The following is a 17,160-nucleotide window of genomic DNA, read 5'->3' on the forward strand; positions in this document are numbered from 1 at the left end:
CATGCGAACGACATGCAAGCAGTGCAAAAATATCAATACAATATCTGGAGATTCATGATGCGCAACGCCACCGGTCCGCTCGCGGCCACTTCCCCTCGTCCATTCACCTTGAAGGCCGCCGTTGCGGCATTGGCCGGTATCGGCTTGCTGAGCACGGCTTCGGTATGGGCGCAGGAGGTGGTGGCGGCCGATGCCAGTGCCGAGCCTGCCGCGGAAGTGTCGGTCGTGACCGTCAGCGGCGTGCGCCGCTCGGCGCAAAATTCGCAGCAGATCAAGATGCGCTCGGACCAGGTCATCGATTCCATCGTGGCCGACGACATCGGCAAATTCCCCGACAACAATGTGGCCGAAACCCTGGCGCGCATTTCCGGCATCCAGATCCGCCGCGATTCGGGCGAAGCCAGCGCCGTCATGATCCGCGGCTTGCGCGATGTCACGACCCTGCTCAACGGCCGCGAACTGTTCACCACGACGGGCCGCTACGTCAACCTGGCCGACATTCCCGCCACCATGCTGCAGCGCGTGGACGTGTACAAATCGCAGGGCGCGGACCAGGTCGAAGGCGGCGTGGCCGGCATCATCGACGTGCGCACGAATCGCCCGTTCGACTTCAAGGAGTTCACGGCCAGCGTGAACGCGCGCGCCGTCTACAGCGACAAATCGAAAGCCACCGACCCGAACATCAGCGGCATGGTGGCGAACCGCTGGAAGACGGGCATCGGCGAAGTGGGTGCGCTGCTGGGCTTGTCGCAGCAGCAGCACCGTTACCACGAAGAACGCGCATTCAATACGGCGCCCGTGGATAAAAGTTTCCTGTCGCCCGGTTTGACGGGGCCGGATCAGGTGGGTTTGCTGCCGATCAAGGGCGACCGCCGCCGCAGCACCGCCAATGCCGTGCTGCAATGGCGTCCGAACGCCGACGTCGAGCTGTACGCGGAAGGCATGGCCACGCGTTTCCTGCTCGATGCCGAGTCCGATTACTTCGTCGGCTTGCCCTGGTGGGGCACGCCCGTGTCGGCCACCAAAATTCCCGGCAGCAACCAGCTGCAAACCCTGACCTCGACCAACGTCAATACCATCATGTCGACGCAGGCGAACAAGAACCAGACGAAGACGCAGCAGTTTGCCGTCGGCGGCTTGTGGGATATCAACCCGGAATGGCGTTTCACGTCGGAAGTGGCCAGCACCAAAAGCACCTTTACCTGGCGCAACCCCATCCTCGACGCCATCACCGTCGTGCCGAATGCCACCATCAATACCAACCAGAACGGCACCTTGCACGTCGACTACACGGGCATCGACTTGCAAGACCCGTCGAATTACTATTTGAAGGGCTTCTTCGACCGCTACGGCGAAGACAAGGGCAGTTCGAACGATGTGCGCGCCGACCTGGCCTACACGCCCAGTGCCGGCGGCATCTTCAAGGAAATTAGCGTCGGCTTGCGCGGCGTCAAGCGCGAAGCCGAATCGATCAAAAGTTTCGAGGGCAATGCGGAAGCACCGGACGTGTCCGGCGCCGCATTTCCGTTCGGCCGCCAGGGCGTCACATCGATTCCGGGCCTCAATTGCCTGTCGGAACCGATGTCCAGCGGCGGACCCGACTACGGCTTGAAGCAGTGGTACACGCCATGCGCCAGTTTCTTGCTCAATAACACGGGCACCGTGCGCCAGGCCGTCACGGGCAGCAGCGCGGCGCGTGCCATGGATCCGGGCTCGTTCTTCAAGGATACGGAAAAGACGTATTCCATCTATACCAAGGCGAAGGTCGCCTTCAAGCTGGCTGACTTTCCCGTTGACGGTACTCTGGGCGTGCGCGTCGTGCGCACGGAACAAAGCCTGCAAGGCAATACATCCGAGGATGGCGTCTACACGCCCGTCATCAGCGACACGGCCAGCACCGACGTGCTGCCGAGCGTGGCCCTGAAAATCAAGCTGCGTTCCGACCTGGTCGGCCGCTTCGCCGCGGGCCGCACCATCAGCCGCCCCGGCTTTGCTCAGTTGAACCCGGGCGTGGCCCTGGTCAACTCGACGGAAACGGTGAAGGCGACGGGCGCGGGCGGCAATCCGAATTTGAAACCGGTGACGGGCGACAATGTCGACGCGGCACTGGAATGGTATTTCGCGCCGGCCGGTTCCGTCACCGCCACCGTGTTCCACCACAAGTTCGACGGCTATATCCAGCAACGCATTGCCAGCGAAACCATCGCCGGCAAGACGTATGACGTGGACCGCCCGTACAACACGGCGGCCGGCAAGCTGCAAGGCCTGGAAATCGGCTACCAGCAATTCTATGACGGCTTGCCCGGCATCTTGAGCGGCCTGGGCCTGCAGGCGAACGGCACCTACATGAGCGGCACCACCGACGACGAGACGGGCAGCCATGCCATCACGGGCGTGTCGCGCTATGCCTACAACCTGGTGTTGCTGTACGAAAAAGACGCGTGGTCGGGCCGCCTGGCCTACAACTGGCGCTCGAAATTCATCGACAGCTACAACCAGGGCGGCCCCGGCCTGGACTTGAAGGTGGCGCCGACGGCCCAGCTCGACGGTTCGCTGTCGTACAAGATCAACGAGCAGTTCACCGTGACCCTCGATGGGAATAACTTGCTCGACACCAAGTTCAAGGATTACTGGAACAACCCGGGCATCTATGCGCGCGATACGCGCCGCTATGACCGTACGATAGGGTTATCGCTGCGCTGGAAAATGTAAAACGTCCATGGCTGCGTTGCATTGCCTCGCCGTACGCCTCGTACTGTCTTCGGCAACGCGCCTTGCCCTGAACGTTTTGCATGAGTGAAAAGCAGTATCCAAGGGCGTTGCCATGGTTTCGGCCGGCAACGCCCCTGTCAGTTGGGCAGTCACGCACGATTCATCATCAAAAGAATGGACGGAAAGCATGGAGACGCAAAAATTATCCACCGTTGAAAAGGTCGGCTTCGGCGCCGGCGACATGGCGCTCAATGTCGTCATTTCGTCGATGATGTTGATCATCACCTTTTTCTATACCGATATCTATGGCTTGAAAACCACGGACCTGGCCCTGCTGTTCGTGGCCGTGAAAGTCATCGGCGCCATCGCCGACCTGGTCATGGGCCAGATCACGGACCGCTTCAGCTTTGCCTCGGGCCGCTACCGTCCATATCTGCTGTGGCTGGCCGTGCCGTATGGCGTCAGCGTCTTCTTTGTCTTCAGCACGCCCGAGTGGCAGTATGACGCCAAGCTGATCTGGGCATATTCGACGTATATTTTGATGACCATCATGACGGCCGGCGTCGGCATCCCGTATATTTCCCTGATCAGCGGCTTGACGAGCGACCCGCAGGATCGCCTGTCGGCCAACGGCTATCGTTTGTTCTTCGCCAAGATCGGCGCCTTCATGGTGACCATCGTCGTGCCGGTCCTGTCGCAGCGCTGGGGCGGCGGCAACCCGGCCGTCGGCTACCAGGCGGCCATGGCCGTGATGGCCGTGATGGGCGTGGCCCTGTTCCTGTTCTGCTATTTCTCCACCACCGAGCGGGTCGTGCACGTAGTGGAAAAGCAACCGTTGCTGGCGCAATTGAAAGTGCTGTTGCAGAACGACCAGTGGCTGGTGCTGTGCGGCGTGTGCGTCACGGGCACCATCGGCTACGTGGTGCGCGGTTCCGTTGCCATTTATTACGCGAAATACTATCTGGGCGGCAGCACGGAAACGGTGGCCGCCTTCCTGACCACGGGCGTGGTGGCCGCCATCCTGGCCATGATCGCCTCGACGTGGATCACCAAGTTTTATTGTAAGGTCAAACTGTTCCGCTACACGCAGATCGGCGTCGCGCTGATCAGCCTGGCCATCTATTTCTTCGTGAAGCCGAGCGACACCGTGCTGGCCTTCGCCCTGTATTTCCTGCTGTCCTTTGTGGTGGACTTGCATGCGCCCGTGTTTTGGTCGGCTATCGCGGAAACCATTGATTATGGTCAAGTCAAGACGGGCAAGCGCGTTTCCGGCTTCGCCTTTGGCGGCATTTCCGTCTGCCAGAAGGCGGGCATGGCGGTGGCAGGCGGCCTGGTGGGCGTGCTGCTCGCGTATTTCGACTACCAGCCCAACCATGAGCAAACACAATTCGCCCTGAACGGCATCGCCCTGATGCTGTCGGTCATCCCCGGTTTCTTCCACTTGCTGATGGGCTTGCTGATGTTTAAGTACCGCATCAGCGATGACTATTACCGCGGCGTCAAAGTGGAAATGCACAAGCGCGGCTTTGTGGCTGCATGAGGACACCTGAGCTAACCTACTGCGCGTCGGTATAGGCGGCCTGCGATGCTCACCGTACTAGAGTACGGTTGCGCTTCTTAGCCACCTCTTCCTTCCGCTCGCTACGGTTTTCTCAGGTGTTGTAAGGCAAACTAATTTAATCTAATGAAATGATTTGGAGTGCTTATGACTGAAGTCTTGAAACCGCTGATCGAACAGCGCGCCGACCCGCATATCACCCGCCACAGCGACGGCTATTATTATTTTACGGCTTCCGTGCCCCAGTACGACCGCATCGAACTGCGCCGTGCCGACAGCATCGCCGGCCTGGCGGACGCGCCCACGGTCGACGTGTGGCACAAGCCGGAAACGGGCCCGTACAGCGAACTGGTATGGGCGCCGGAATTGCACTTCAACCAGGGCGTCTGGTATGTGTATTTCGCCGCCGCGCCGAGCCGCGAAATCAAGCATAAGTTGTTCCAGCACCGCATGTATGCGATCCGCAATACGAATGCCAACCCGCTGGAAGGCGAGTGGGAATTCATGGGACAGATCGATACGGGCATCGACACCTTTTGCCTGGACGCCACCACGTTCGAGCACGACGGCGTGCTGTACTACCTGTGGGCGCAGAAAGATGTGGCCATCGAAGGCAATTCCAACCTGTATATCGCGCCGATGGCTACGCCGTGGCAGCTGGCCGGCCCGCCCGTGATGCTGAGCAAGCCGGAATTCGACTGGGAAATCCGCGGCTTCTGGGTCAACGAGGGACCGTCCGTGCTGAAACGCAATGGCAAGATCTTCATCAGCTATTCGGCCAGCGCCACCGATGAAAATTATGCGATGGGCTTGCTGTGGGCCGATGCGTCGGCCGATTTGCTCGACCCGTTCTCGTGGACGAAGTCGCCCGAGCCCGTGTTTGCCACCTGCTACGAGCACGGCATCTACGGCCCCGGCCACAACAGCTTCACCACGGCCGACGATGGCGATGGCGTATTGCTGGTGTACCATGCCCGCACCTACACGGAAATCGTCGGCGACCCGCTGTGGAACCCGGATCGCCACACGTTCGTCAAACCGCTGCGCTGGGATGCGCAAGGCATGCCCGTGTTTGGCCGCTCATCGACCCTGTAAAACCTGGACCCGACGCCATGACCCCAGTTGATTCTGTTTCAGTGACGCAAGCGCCGTTCGGCACCCTGCCCGGTGGCCAGCACGTCAGCGTATTTACCCTGACGAACCGCCAGGGCATGCAGGTGAAAGTGCTCGACTTTGGCGCCATCATCAGCGCAATCCACGTGCCGGACCGCGACGGCAGCTTTGCCGACGTGGTGCTCGGTTTCGAGCGTATCGAACCGTATCTGGCCAATGGCGCTTTTCTGGGCGCCGTCATCGGGCGCTACGGCAACCGCATCGCCGAGGGACGTTTCAGCCTCGACGGCAAGGATTACCAGCTGGCCGTCAACAATGCCCCGAATCACTTGCATGGCGGCAACCAGGGCTTTCACCAGGTCATGTGGCAGGCCGAGCCGTTCACCCGGGACGGTGCCGCCGGCGTCACGTTCACGCGCAGCAGCCCGCACGGCGAAGATGGCTATCCGGGCAAGCTGGACGTGACCGTCGTGTACGAACTGGACAACGACAACGCCCTGAGCCTGCGCTACCACGCCGTGACGGACCAGGCCACGCCCGTCAACTTGACGAATCACAGCTATTTCAATCTGGCGGGGCAGGGCGATATCCTCGGCCACGAGGTGACGATCAACGCGGACCGTTACCTGCCCGTCGATGCGGGTTCGATTCCCACGGGCGAACTGGCGGACGTGTCCGGCACGCCGTTTGACTTGCGTCAGAGCACTGTCATCGGCGACAGCATAGCCTTGCCGCACGAACAGCTGCGCATCGGCCGTGGCTACGACCACAACTTTGTGCTGAATCAACAGCCCGGTCAGCTGCTCAGCCTGGCCGCCACCGTGCGCGATCCGCAATCGGGTAGGGTGATGCAGGTGTACACGCAGGAGCCAGGCGTCCAGTTTTATTCCGGCAATTTCCTCGACGGCAGCCAGCCCGGCAAGCTGCGCGCCAACAGCTACCGCAGCGCGCTATGCCTGGAAACCCAGCATTTCCCCGATGCGCCGAACCAGGCGCATTTCCCGAACACCATCTTGCGCCCTGGTCAGGTGTATCAGACGGAAACCGTGTACCGGTTTTCCGCAGATTAATCGTCTAACCCCAAACGAAATCCGGGGTCGTACCCTGCGGGATCGGAATCCGCCCATTGGACGCATTCCCCCTCAGGGTACGCCACCCAATACCTTCCACGCCCTGCCGCCATGCGCCCGCAGGGCGTTTTCATTGGCGCATGCCGATATCGTTTTCGGTATCGGAACGCATTAAAAATTGATTGGAAAGGCATGGCAGGATTCTTTAGTATTCCAACATCGCTGCCCGGGCCGACGACATTAGATCCGGCATGGCACAACCAGGAGAATGGCATGTCTGAGACAAAAAAGAAGGTTGCCCTGCGCTCTGCCGAGTGGTTCGGCTCGCAGGACAAGAACGGCTTCATGTACCGCAGCTGGATGAAAAACCAGGGCATACCTGACCACGAGTTTCATGGCAAGCCCATCATCGGCATCTGCAATACCTGGTCCGAGTTGACTCCCTGCAACGCGCATTTCCGCCAGCTGGCCGAACACGTCAAGCGCGGCATCCTGGAAGCGGGCGGTTTCCCCGTGGAATTCCCCGTCTTCTCGAACGGCGAATCGAATCTGCGCCCGACGGCCATGCTGACGCGCAACCTGGCCTCGATGGACGTGGAAGAATCGATCCGCGGCAATCCGATGGACGCCGTCGTGCTGCTGGTCGGCTGCGACAAGACGACGCCGGCACTGCTGATGGGCGCGGCCAGCGTCGACATTCCCACCATCGTCGTCAGCGGCGGCCCCATGCTGAACGGCAAACTGAACGGCAAGGATATCGGTTCCGGCACCGCCGTCTGGCAGTTGCACGAGCAGATGAAGGCGGGATCGATCACCTTGCACCAGTTCATGTCGGCCGAATCGGGCATGTCGCGCTCGGCAGGTACCTGCAACACCATGGGTACGGCCTCGACGATGGCCAGCATGGCCGAAGCGCTGGGCACGTCCTTGCCGCACAACGCCGCCATTCCCGCCGTCGATTCGCGCCGCTACGTGCTGGCGCACATGTCGGGCATCCGCATCGTTGAAATGGTGCATGAAGACCTGCGCCTGTCGAAAGTGCTGACGCGCGAAGCGTTTGAAAACGCCATCAAGGTCAACGCGGCCATCGGCGGCTCGACCAATGCCGTGATCCACCTGAAGGCGATTGCCGGCCGCATCGGCGTGCCTTTGGCCCTGGAAGACTGGACCAAGGTCGGCCGCGGCACGCCGACCATCGTCGATCTGCTGCCGTCGGGCCGTTTCCTGATGGAAGAGTTTTACTACGCGGGCGGCTTGCCGGCCGTCATACGCCGCCTGGGCGAAGGCGACTTGCTGCCGCACAAGAATGCCTTGACCGTCAACGGCAAGTCGCTCTGGGACAACTGTGTCGAAGCGCCGATCTACAACGACGAGGTGGTGCGCACCCTGGACAACCCGCTGCTGGCCGATGGCGGCATTTGCGTGTTGCGCGGCAACCTGGCGCCGCGCGGCGCCGTGCTGAAACCGTCGGCCGCTTCGCCGCATCTGATGCAGCACCGGGGCAAGGCCGTCGTGTTCGAAGACTTTGAACATTACAAATCGCGCATCGTTGATCCGGATCTCGACGTCGATGCGAACTCCGTGCTGGTGATGAAAAATTGCGGCCCGAAAGGCTATCCGGGCATGGCGGAAGTGGGCAACATGGGCTTGCCGCCGAAACTGCTGGCGCAAGGCATCACCGACATGGTGCGCATCTCGGATGCGCGCATGAGCGGCACCGCCTACGGCACCGTCGTGCTGCACGTGGCGCCGGAAGCGATGGCGGGCGGCCCGCTGGGCATCGTGCGCGACGGCGACATGATCGCCCTCGATTGCCACAACGGCAGCCTGAACATCGACATCAGCGACGCGGAAATCGCCGAGCGCCTGGCGGCCCGCGAACTGGGCAGCGCGCCCGGGCCGAAGAGCGGCTACCAGCAGTTGTACATCGAACACGTGTTGCAGGCCGACGAAGGCTGCGATTTCGACTTCCTGGTCGGCAATCGCGGTTCCGCCGTGCCGCGCCACTCACATTAAGCGGAGAATTCCATGCTGTTGCTGCAATTTACGAATGAACACGGCGGCCGCCTCGTCGGCCTGCTGCAAGACGACGTCATCCGCGTCATCGAAGGCTACAACACGACGTATGCGCTGGCGCAAGACGCCATCCGCAAAAAGGTCGGCCTGGCGGACCTGGTGAATGCCAGCGTCGGCAACGCCACGCATGCGTATGCGGACGTGGCCGCCAGCGGCCGTTTGCTGGCGCCGCTCGACCACGCGGACGAGGCGCATTGCTACGTGACGGGCACGGGCCTGACCCACCTGGGCAGCGCCGGCGCGCGCGACGCCATGCACAAGAAGATCGGCGGCGATGCCGAATCCCTGAGCGACTCCATGAAAATGTTCCGTCTGGGCGTGGAAGGCGGCAAGCCCGCCGACGGCACGGCCGGCGCCCAGCCCGAATGGTTCTATAAAGGCGACGGCTCCATCGTGCGCGCTGGCGGCCAGCCGCTGCGCATGCCGGACTTTGCCCTCGACGGCGGCGAAGAGCCGGAAATCGCCGGCCTGTACGTGATCGGCGACGACGGCCAGCCTTATCGGGTCGGCTACGCCATCGGCAATGAATTCTCGGACCACGTGACGGAACGCCAGAACTATCTGTACCTGGCCCATTCGAAGTTGCGCATGTGCAGCGTGGGCCCGGCCTTGCTGGTGGGCGAATTGCCCGCGCACATAGCCGGCAGCTCGCGCGTGCTGGACGCGGCTGGCAATGTGCGCTGGGAAAAGGCGTTTGTCAGCGGCGAAGAGAATATGTCGCACACGATTGCCAACCTGGAACACCATCACTTCAAGTATCCGCTGTTCAAGCGCCCCGGCGACGTGCACGTGCATTTCTTTGGCACGGCCACCCTGAGCTTTGCCGATGGCGTGAGCGTGGCGCCGGGCGAAATCTTTGAAATCGAAGCGCCGGCCTTTGGCCCTGCCTTGCGCAACCGCCTCGACGTCTTCCCAACCGAATTTGCGAAAGTGAGCACATTATGAGTTTGAATATCACCGGTGATGCATGGATCGGCGGCGTCGCCGTCAAGGGCAATGGCGGCTCCTTCGAAGCGTGGGATCCGGCCGCGCGCACACACATCGCGCCCGCCTTCCACATGGTTGACGTAGCGCAAATCGACGAGGCTTGCCGTCTGGCGCAAGCCGCCTTCGACCCGTTCCGCGCCACCAGCGACGCGGAGCGCGCCGACTTTTTAGATACCATCGCCGCGCAAATCCTCGAACTGGGCGATGACTTGATCGTGCGCGCCATGACGGAAAGCGGCTTGCCGCGCGCGCGCCTGGAAGGCGAACGCAGCCGCACGGTGGGTCAATTAAAACTGTTCGCCGGCTTGCTGCGCGAGGGTTCGTGGACCGATGCGCGCATCGATTCGGTGCTGCCGGACCGCGTGCCGCCCCGTCCTGACTTGCGCTTGCGCATGATTGGCCTGGGTCCCGTCGCCGTGTTTGCGGCCAGTAACTTCCCGCTGGCCTTCTCGGTGGCCGGCGGCGATACGGCCTCGGCGCTGGCGGCCGGCTGCCCCGTCGTCCTGAAAGCCCATTCGGCCCATCCGGGCACGTCGGAACTGGTGGCGCGCGCGATTGTGAAAGCGATTGCCATCTGCAAGCTGCCGGCCGGCGTGTTCGCCCTGCTGACGGGTACGGGCAATGGCATCGGCCAGGCGCTGGTCGCCCATCCGGCCATCCAGGCCGTCGGTTTCACGGGCTCGCGTTCGGGCGGCATCGCCCTGATGAAGGTGGCGTCCGAGCGTGCGCAGCCGATCCCCGTGTATGCGGAAATGAGCAGCATCAACCCCGTGTTTGTGCTGCCGCAAGCGCTGGCCGCCCGTGGCGCGGCGATCGCCGGCGGTTTTGCCGCTTCGCTGACGATGGGCGTGGGCCAGTTCTGCACCAATCCCGGCCTCGTGCTGGGCCTGGAAGGTGCTGACTTTACGGCCTTTGCCGCGGCCGCCGCCGAAGCGCTGGCGCCGGCGCCTGCCGCCACCATGTTGACCGCTGGTATTGCCAGCAGCTATGCCAAGGGCGTCGCCGCCCTGGCGCAGCACGCGGACGTGACGCCGCTGGTGCAAAACACGGGCGAGGAAGGCAAGGGCGCCGCCGCCCTGTTCGTCACTTCGGGCGAAGCGTTTTTGGCCAGGCACGACTTGCGCGACGAAGTCTTCGGCCCGGCCTCCTTGCTGGTGGCTTGCCGCGATATGCAACAGTTGCTGGAGATTACGGAAAGCCTGGAAGGCCAGCTGACGGCCACCCTGCAGATGGATGCCGGCGACCTGGCAGACGCGCGCCGCTTGCTGCCCGTGCTGGAACGCCGCGTGGGCCGCATCCTGGCCAACGGTTTCCCGACGGGTGTGGAAGTGTCGACGGCGATGGTGCACGGCGGCCCGTTCCCGGCCACCTCGGACGGCCGCAGCACCTCGGTAGGCACGGCGGCCATCAACCGCTTCCTGCGCCCCGTGTCGTACCAGAACCTGCCGCAGGACTTGCTGCCGGAGTCGCTGCGCGATGATAATCCGCTCAGTATCTGGCGCCGCAAGGATGGCGTGCTGGGCAAGGAATAACAACACGGCGAGCCGCAGATCGAATGCGGTACGCTGCTGTGCACGTGTACATAAAAATAGACAGGTGGAGACAAGATGAAGCAATTGGCGAAATATGGCAGCTTGCAGGGCAAGCGCGTGTTCATCACGGGGGGCGGCAGCGGCATCGGCGAATCCCTGGTGGCGGAGTTTGCCGCCCAGGGCGCCGTGGTGGCGTTTGTCGATATCGCCGTGGAAGCGAGCGAGGCCCTGTGCCGCCGCCTGGCTGAAGCGGGCTGGACGGCGCCCGTGTTCCGTCATTGCGACATCACGGATATTGCCTCCCTGCAAGCCGTCATGGCCGAACTGGCCGATCAACTGGGCGACTTCGATATCCTCGTCAACAACGCCGCCAACGATCAGCGCCACCAGGCGCAGGACGTCACCCTGGAATACTGGAACGAGCGTATTGCGATCAATCAACGCCCGATGTTCTTCACCTGCCAGGCTGTGTTCGAGGGCATGAAGCGCAAGGGCGGCGGTTCCATCATCAACGTCAGCTCGATTTCGTGGCACATGAAGTCGGGCGGCTACCCCGTGTATGCCACCACCAAGGCGGCCGTCGTGGGCCTCACGCGGGGCCTGGCGCGCGATTACGGCGCGCACAATATCCGCGTCAACACGGTGACGCCCGGCTGGGTCATGACGCAGCGCCAGATCGACCTGTGGGTCGACGAGGCAGCGGAAGTGGAAATCAAGAAAAGCCAATGCTTGCCAAGCAAGCTGATGCCGCAGGACATCGCCGCCATGGTGCTGTTCCTTGCATCGGACGACGGCGCGATGTGTTCCAGTCAGGAATTCATTGTGGATGCTGGCTGGATATAAGCCTTACCGCATCGTTTAATTCGCGCCGGCACTGACCGGCACCTCAGATCTTGAAGCCGCCCTCTTGCCGCCCCAACCCCGCGGCAGGAGAGGCATCGCCACATCCAGATTTTGCCGGGGTTGATCCCCGGCCCTTGCTTTTCACTAAAAAACAGGAGACAGCATGAAATGTATCAATACCAGCATCGTGGCCCTCAGCCTGGCCATGGCCGTCGGCAGCGCCTTTGCCGCGCCCGTCAACGTCACCATCGACGTGGCCAAGCCTGGTTCCGTGATCAATAAAAACATCTACGGCCAGTTCGCCGAACACCTGGGGACCGGTATCTACGAGGGCATGTGGGTGGGGCCGGATTCTGCCATCCCGAATACCAAGGGCTGGCGCAATGACGTGCTGGGCGCGCTGAAGCAGTTGCACGTGCCGTTGGTCCGCTGGCCGGGCGGCTGCTTTGCCGATGAATACCACTGGAAGGACGGCATCGGCGCGCGCGAGAAGCGCCCGACCAAGGTCAACACCAACTGGGGCGGCGTGGAAGAATCGAACGCTGTCGGCACGCATGAATTCTTCGACCTGGCCGAGCTGCTGGGCGCACAGACCTATATCAACGGCAATCTCGGTTCCGGCACGCCGCAGGAAATGTCCGAATGGCTCGAATACATGACGTCGGACAGCAAGTCCACCCTGGCCGAGCTGCGCCGCAAGAATGGCCGCGCCCAGCCGTATAAAGTCGATTACTTTGGCATCGGCAACGAAGCCTGGGGTTGCGGCGGCAATATGCGCCCGCAGTACTACGCCGACCTGTACAAGCACTATCACACCTTCATGAAGACGCCGGAAAGCGCGCGCCCGAAATTCATCGCCAGCGGCGGCAATGATGACGACACCAGCTGGTCCAGCACCCTGAGCCGCGAAATCAAGCCGAACATGATGGACGCTATCAGTTTCCACTACTACACGGTGCCGACCGGCGTATGGGAAAAGAAGGGCGCGGCCACGGGCTTTGGCGAAAATGAATGGATTTCCACCCTGAGCCGCACCCTGCGCATCGATAGCTTGATCAAGAACAATCTCGCCGCCATCGACAAGAACGACCCGTCGAAAAAGACGGGCTTGTACGTCGATGAATGGGGCACCTGGTATGACGTGGAGCCGGGCACCAACACGGGCTTCTTGTTCCAGCAAAACAGCTTGCGCGACGCCCTCGTCGCCGCCTTGAATTTCAACATCTTCCACGCCCATGCGGACAGGGTGCGCATGACGAATATTGCGCAAATGGTCAATGTGCTGCAGGCGATGATCATCACGGACAAGGATAAATATTTCCTCACGCCCACGTATCACGCGTTTGAAATGTACGTGCCGTTCCAGGATGCCACGGCCTTGCCGGTCGCGATTCAAGGCAATGGCAAGTACAGCCTGGGCAAGGTCAGCATTCCGGAAGTGAGCGCCTCGGCCGCGCGCGCCAGGGATGGCAAGGTGTACTTGTCCTTGGTCAACACGAATCCGCACAAGGCCGTCGACGTGAGCGTGGCGCTGGCGGGCCAAAAAGTGACGGCTGTGAATGGCCGCGTGCTGACTGCGGGCAAGATGGATGCCGTCAACAGCTTTGCGCAACCGCAAGCCGTGCAGCCGGTGACGTTCAATGCCCAGGCGCAGGGCGGCAAGCTGACCGTGTCGGTGCCCGCCAAGGCGGTGGTGGTGGTGGCGGTCGAATAAACCTGCCGATTTTGAGGTATCCAGCCGGCCCGCATGACGGGCCGGCTGACCATGTGGAGAACACGATGCAATTTTCGATAATGATGGCCTTGGCGGCCATGCTTGCTTTCAGCCCCGTCCAGGCGGCTCAGGTCAGCGTGCACGACCCCGTGATGGCCAGGGAAGGCGACACGTATTATTTGTACAGCACGGGGCCCGGCATCACCTTTTACAGCTCGACAAACATGGTCGACTGGCAGCCGGAAGGGCGCGTGTTTGCGGGCCAGCCCGCGTGGGCCAAGACGGCCGCACCGTCGTTTGACGACCATATCTGGGCGCCAGACGTGCAATTCCATGACGGCAAATATTACCTGTACTACTCGGTGTCCGGCTTCGGCAAGAACACATCGGGCATCGGCGTGACCGTCAACACCACCCTCAATCCCCGCTCGCCCGATTACCGCTGGGTCGACCAGGGCATGCTGCTGCAATCCGTGCCCGAGCGCGACGAGTGGAACGCCATCGATTCGAACATCATCACCGATGCCAAGGGTACGCCGTGGATGTCCTTCGGTTCATTCTGGAACGGCATCAAGCTGGTGAAATTGACGTCCGACTGGACCCGTATTGCGGAACCGCAAGAGTGGCACTCGCTGGCGCGCCGCGTACCCCTGCCGCCACGCGCAGGCGAATTCAAGCCTGCGCCCGAGGAAATCGAGGCGCCGTTCATCTTCCAGCGTGGCAACGAATATTTCCTCTTTGTCTCCTGGGGGCTGTGCTGCCAGAAGGAAAAAAGCACGTATCACCTGGCCGTCGGCCGTTCCAAGAGCGTGACGGGCCCCTACCTGGACAAGGACGGCCGCGACATGGCGCAGGGCGGCGGCACGGTGGTCTTGAAAGGCGACAAGGATTGGCGGGGCCTGGGCCACAACAGCGCCTACACGTTTGACGGCAAGGATTACCTGGTGCTGCACGCGTATGAAACGGCGGACAATTACTTGCAAAAGCTCAAGATCCTGCCCATGACGTGGGACAAGGACGGCTGGCCGCAGGTGGACCCGCGCGACTTGAACCGCTACCAGAGTAAGCAGTTGCCAGCTGCCAAACCGTAAAGGTCTGCCATGAAAACAACCTTGCTGACGCTGGCGCTGGCCGCCGGCGGCCTTGCCACGCCGCTACTCCAGGCGGCGGAGCTGTTTCCCCTCTCGTCCGTGAGCCTGGGGGCGGGACCGTTTCTCGAGGCGCAGACGACGGACTTGCAGTATCTGCTGGCCTTCGAACCGGACAAATTGCTGGCGCCGTTCCGCCGCGAGGCGGGCTTGCCGCAGGTGCAGCCCAGCTACGGCAACTGGGAATCGACGGGCCTCGACGGTCACATGGGCGGGCATTATCTGTCCGCGCTGGCGCTGATGGTGGCGTCCACGGGCGACGCGCAGGCGCGCGAACGCCTCGATTACATGCTGGCGGAACTGAAGCAATGCCAGGACGCCAATGGTAATGGCTACCTGGGCGGCATTCCCGACGGCAGCGCCGCCTGGCAAGCCATCGCCAAGGGAGAACTGCAGGCCGACACCTTCTCCGTCAATGGTCGTTGGGTGCCGTGGTACAACCTGCACAAGGTATTCGCCGGCTTGCGCGACGCCTACCAGTACACCGGCAATGCCGAGGCGAAGGCCATGCTGATCGCCCTGTCGGACTGGGCCGTGAAACTCTCGGCCTCGCTCACGGATGCGCAGATGCAAGCGATGCTGCGCGCCGAACACGGCGGCATGAACGAGGTGCTGGCCGACGTCTACGCGATGACGGGCGAGCAAAAGTATCTGGACCTGGCCGTGCGCTTCTCGCATCAGGCGGTCTTGCAACCTTTGGCGGCGCAACAGGACAAGCTGACGGGCCTGCATGCGAATACGCAAATCCCGAAGGTGATCGGCTTCGAGCGCATCGGCGCCTTGACGGGCCGGCGCGACTGGCAGCAGGCGGCGCAATTCTTTTGGCAAACCGTGCACGACAAGCGCACGGTGGCCATCGGCGGCAACAGCGTCAAGGAACATTTCCACGACGACCACGATTTTTCCTCGATGGTGGAAGAGGTCGAAGGGCCGGAAACGTGTAATACCTACAATATGCTCAAGCTGACGGAACAGCTGTTCAAGCGCGACGAGCAGGTGCGCTACGCGGATTACTACGAGCGCGCCCTGTACAACCACATTTTGTCGTCGCAGCGCCCCGGCACGGGCGGCTTTGTCTATTTTACGCCCATGCGGCCGAACCACTACCGCGTGTATTCGCAAGTGGACAAGGGCATGTGGTGCTGCGTGGGTTCCGGCATCGAAAGCCAGGCCAAGTATGGCGAATTCATCTACGCGCATGACGGTGACGCCCTGTACGTGAACCTGTTCATGGCGTCCACCCTCGACTGGAAACAGCAGGGCGTCAGGATCGTGCAATCGACCCGGTTTCCCGACCAGGACACGACGCGCATCAAGGTGCTGGGAAATAAAACCTTCAGCATGAAGATACGCTACCCGCAATGGGTCGCCAAGGGCAAGCTGCGCCTCAAGCTCAATGGCAAGGCCATGCGGGTGAACGGCGTGCCGGGCGAGTATGTGACGATCACGCGCGCGTGGAAAACGGGCGACAGCGTCGATGTCGTTCTGCCGATGACGACGCGCCTGGAACAGATGCCGGACCAGTCGAATTACTATGCCGTGCTGCACGGCCCCATCGTGCTGGCCGCCAGGACGCAGCCGTTCGCCAATGAACAACTGAACTATTTTGCCGACGACACGCGCATGGGTCATATCGCCCAGGGGCAAGTGTGTCCGCTGGAATCGTCACCGCTGTTCGTCAGCGACACAAAAGAATTCATGCACAAGATCAAACCTGTAAAAGGCCAGCCGCTGACGTTCACGGCGCCCGGCTTGATCCAGGGCAAGGATGCGGCGACGATCAAACTGATCCCGTTCTTCCGCCTGCATGACTCTCGCTACATGCTGTACTGGCCCGTATCCACGCCGGCCAGGCTGGCGCAGCTGCAGGACGCCACGCGCCAGGCGGAAGCCGAGCGCCTGGCGCTCGATGCGCGCACCATCGACCAGGTGGCGCCGGGGCAGCAGCAGCCGGAATCCGACCACAGCTTCCAGGCCGAAGGGGGAGAAAACGGCGTCAACAAGGGCCGGCACTGGCGCCATGCGACGGGCTGGTTCAGCTATGAACTGAGCGACCCGCAAGCCGAAGCGAAAACCCTGCGCCTGACCCTGTCCACCCTCGATGCGGGCCACGTCTTCGACGTCTTGCTCAACGGCACGAAACTGCAAACGGTCGCCGTGGCGGCCGATGCGCCGCAAGAGCTGCACACGCTCGATATCGCCATTCCCAAGGCCCTGGCGGCGGTTGGCAACGGCAAACTCAGCGTGAAATTTGTCGCCGGCAAGGATTCCGTGGCGGGCGGCCTGTACGGACTGCGCCTGTTGCGCTGAGGGAAGAAGGACCCGGCTCGTTCTACCGATACGCAAATCGGTATCGCAAGCGAAAAAGAATTGATTGGATGGCTATGTTGCTTTCTCCTACCATGGG

General features: G+C 61.9%; 11 protein-coding genes. All 11 read left to right on the top strand.

Going from position 1 to position 17,160, the window contains the following annotated elements; translation table 11 throughout:
* The first annotated feature begins 54 nt into the window (after nucleotides 1-54).
* The 11 genes from BZG29_RS02220 to BZG29_RS02270 all read left to right on the top strand — a co-directional run bounded on the left by BZG29_RS02220 (nucleotide 55) and on the right by BZG29_RS02270 (nucleotide 17,063).
* Nucleotides 55-2,712: a TonB-dependent receptor gene (locus BZG29_RS02220; RefSeq protein WP_077408917.1), complete on the top strand. Its 2,658-nt coding sequence runs from the start codon at nucleotides 55-57 to the stop codon at nucleotides 2,710-2,712.
* Between the two features lie 187 nt (nucleotides 2,713-2,899).
* Nucleotides 2,900-4,252, top strand: coding sequence for an MFS transporter (locus BZG29_RS02225; RefSeq protein WP_077398568.1), 1,353 nt, complete (start codon nucleotides 2,900-2,902; stop codon nucleotides 4,250-4,252).
* Between the two features lie 165 nt (nucleotides 4,253-4,417).
* The gene (locus tag BZG29_RS02230; protein ID WP_077398570.1) at nucleotides 4,418-5,365 is read left to right on the top strand and encodes a family 43 glycosylhydrolase; all 948 of its coding nucleotides are present in this window, start codon (nucleotides 4,418-4,420) and stop codon (nucleotides 5,363-5,365) included.
* Nucleotides 5,366-5,382: 17 nt separating this feature from the next.
* Nucleotides 5,383-6,453, top strand: a complete 1,071-nt coding sequence (locus tag BZG29_RS02235; RefSeq protein ID WP_077398572.1) for an aldose epimerase family protein — start codon at nucleotides 5,383-5,385, stop codon at nucleotides 6,451-6,453.
* A 273-nt stretch (nucleotides 6,454-6,726) separates the two neighbouring features.
* Nucleotides 6,727-8,469, top strand: a complete 1,743-nt coding sequence (locus tag BZG29_RS02240) for an IlvD/Edd family dehydratase (RefSeq protein ID WP_077398574.1) — start codon at nucleotides 6,727-6,729, stop codon at nucleotides 8,467-8,469.
* A 12-nt stretch (nucleotides 8,470-8,481) separates the two neighbouring features.
* Nucleotides 8,482-9,474, top strand: coding sequence for an AraD1 family protein (araD1, locus tag BZG29_RS02245; protein ID WP_077398576.1), 993 nt, complete (start codon nucleotides 8,482-8,484; stop codon nucleotides 9,472-9,474).
* A 2-nt stretch (nucleotides 9,475-9,476) separates the two neighbouring features.
* Nucleotides 9,477-11,048: an aldehyde dehydrogenase (NADP(+)) gene (locus BZG29_RS02250; RefSeq protein WP_077408918.1), complete on the top strand. Its 1,572-nt coding sequence runs from the start codon at nucleotides 9,477-9,479 to the stop codon at nucleotides 11,046-11,048.
* Between the two features lie 75 nt (nucleotides 11,049-11,123).
* Nucleotides 11,124-11,891 (top strand): SDR family oxidoreductase, encoded by a 768-nt coding sequence (locus tag BZG29_RS02255; RefSeq protein WP_077398578.1) that lies wholly within the window; start codon nucleotides 11,124-11,126, stop codon nucleotides 11,889-11,891.
* Nucleotides 11,892-12,054: 163 nt separating this feature from the next.
* The gene (locus BZG29_RS02260) at nucleotides 12,055-13,605 is read left to right on the top strand and encodes an alpha-L-arabinofuranosidase C-terminal domain-containing protein (protein ID WP_077398580.1); all 1,551 of its coding nucleotides are present in this window, start codon (nucleotides 12,055-12,057) and stop codon (nucleotides 13,603-13,605) included.
* Nucleotides 13,606-13,670: 65 nt separating this feature from the next.
* Complete coding sequence (locus tag BZG29_RS02265; RefSeq protein WP_150130789.1) at nucleotides 13,671-14,696, top strand: arabinan endo-1,5-alpha-L-arabinosidase; 1,026 nt, start codon at nucleotides 13,671-13,673, stop codon at nucleotides 14,694-14,696.
* Nucleotides 14,697-14,705: 9 nt separating this feature from the next.
* Nucleotides 14,706-17,063 carry a glycoside hydrolase family 127 protein gene (locus BZG29_RS02270; RefSeq protein ID WP_077398582.1) on the top strand — a complete coding sequence of 786 codons (2,358 nt, stop codon included), beginning with the start codon at nucleotides 14,706-14,708 and terminating at the stop codon, nucleotides 17,061-17,063.
* Nucleotides 17,064-17,160: the final 97 nt, after the last annotated feature.

The organism is Janthinobacterium sp. LM6 (genome assembly GCF_002002885.1).
GTDB classification, from domain to species: Bacteria; Pseudomonadota; Gammaproteobacteria; order Burkholderiales; family Burkholderiaceae_D; genus Janthinobacterium; species Janthinobacterium kumbetense.

Excerpts from the sequence above, each read along its gene's own strand:
- BZG29_RS02230 (WP_077398570.1), top strand. The coding sequence starts at position 4,418 with ATGACTGAAGTCTTGAAACCGCTGATCGAACAGCGCGCCGACCCGCAT.
- BZG29_RS02240 (WP_077398574.1), top strand. The coding sequence starts at position 6,727 with ATGTCTGAGACAAAAAAGAAGGTTGCCCTGCGCTCTGCCGAGTGGTTC.
- araD1 (WP_077398576.1), top strand. The coding sequence starts at position 8,482 with ATGCTGTTGCTGCAATTTACGAATGAACACGGCGGCCGCCTCGTCGGC.
- BZG29_RS02270 (WP_077398582.1), top strand. The coding sequence starts at position 14,706 with ATGAAAACAACCTTGCTGACGCTGGCGCTGGCCGCCGGCGGCCTTGCC.
- BZG29_RS02235 (WP_077398572.1), top strand. The coding sequence starts at position 5,383 with ATGACCCCAGTTGATTCTGTTTCAGTGACGCAAGCGCCGTTCGGCACC.
- BZG29_RS02220 (WP_077408917.1), top strand. The coding sequence starts at position 55 with ATGATGCGCAACGCCACCGGTCCGCTCGCGGCCACTTCCCCTCGTCCA.
- BZG29_RS02225 (WP_077398568.1), top strand. The coding sequence starts at position 2,900 with ATGGAGACGCAAAAATTATCCACCGTTGAAAAGGTCGGCTTCGGCGCC.
- BZG29_RS02260 (WP_077398580.1), top strand. The coding sequence starts at position 12,055 with ATGAAATGTATCAATACCAGCATCGTGGCCCTCAGCCTGGCCATGGCC.
- BZG29_RS02265 (WP_150130789.1), top strand. The coding sequence starts at position 13,671 with ATGCAATTTTCGATAATGATGGCCTTGGCGGCCATGCTTGCTTTCAGC.
- BZG29_RS02255 (WP_077398578.1), top strand. The coding sequence starts at position 11,124 with ATGAAGCAATTGGCGAAATATGGCAGCTTGCAGGGCAAGCGCGTGTTC.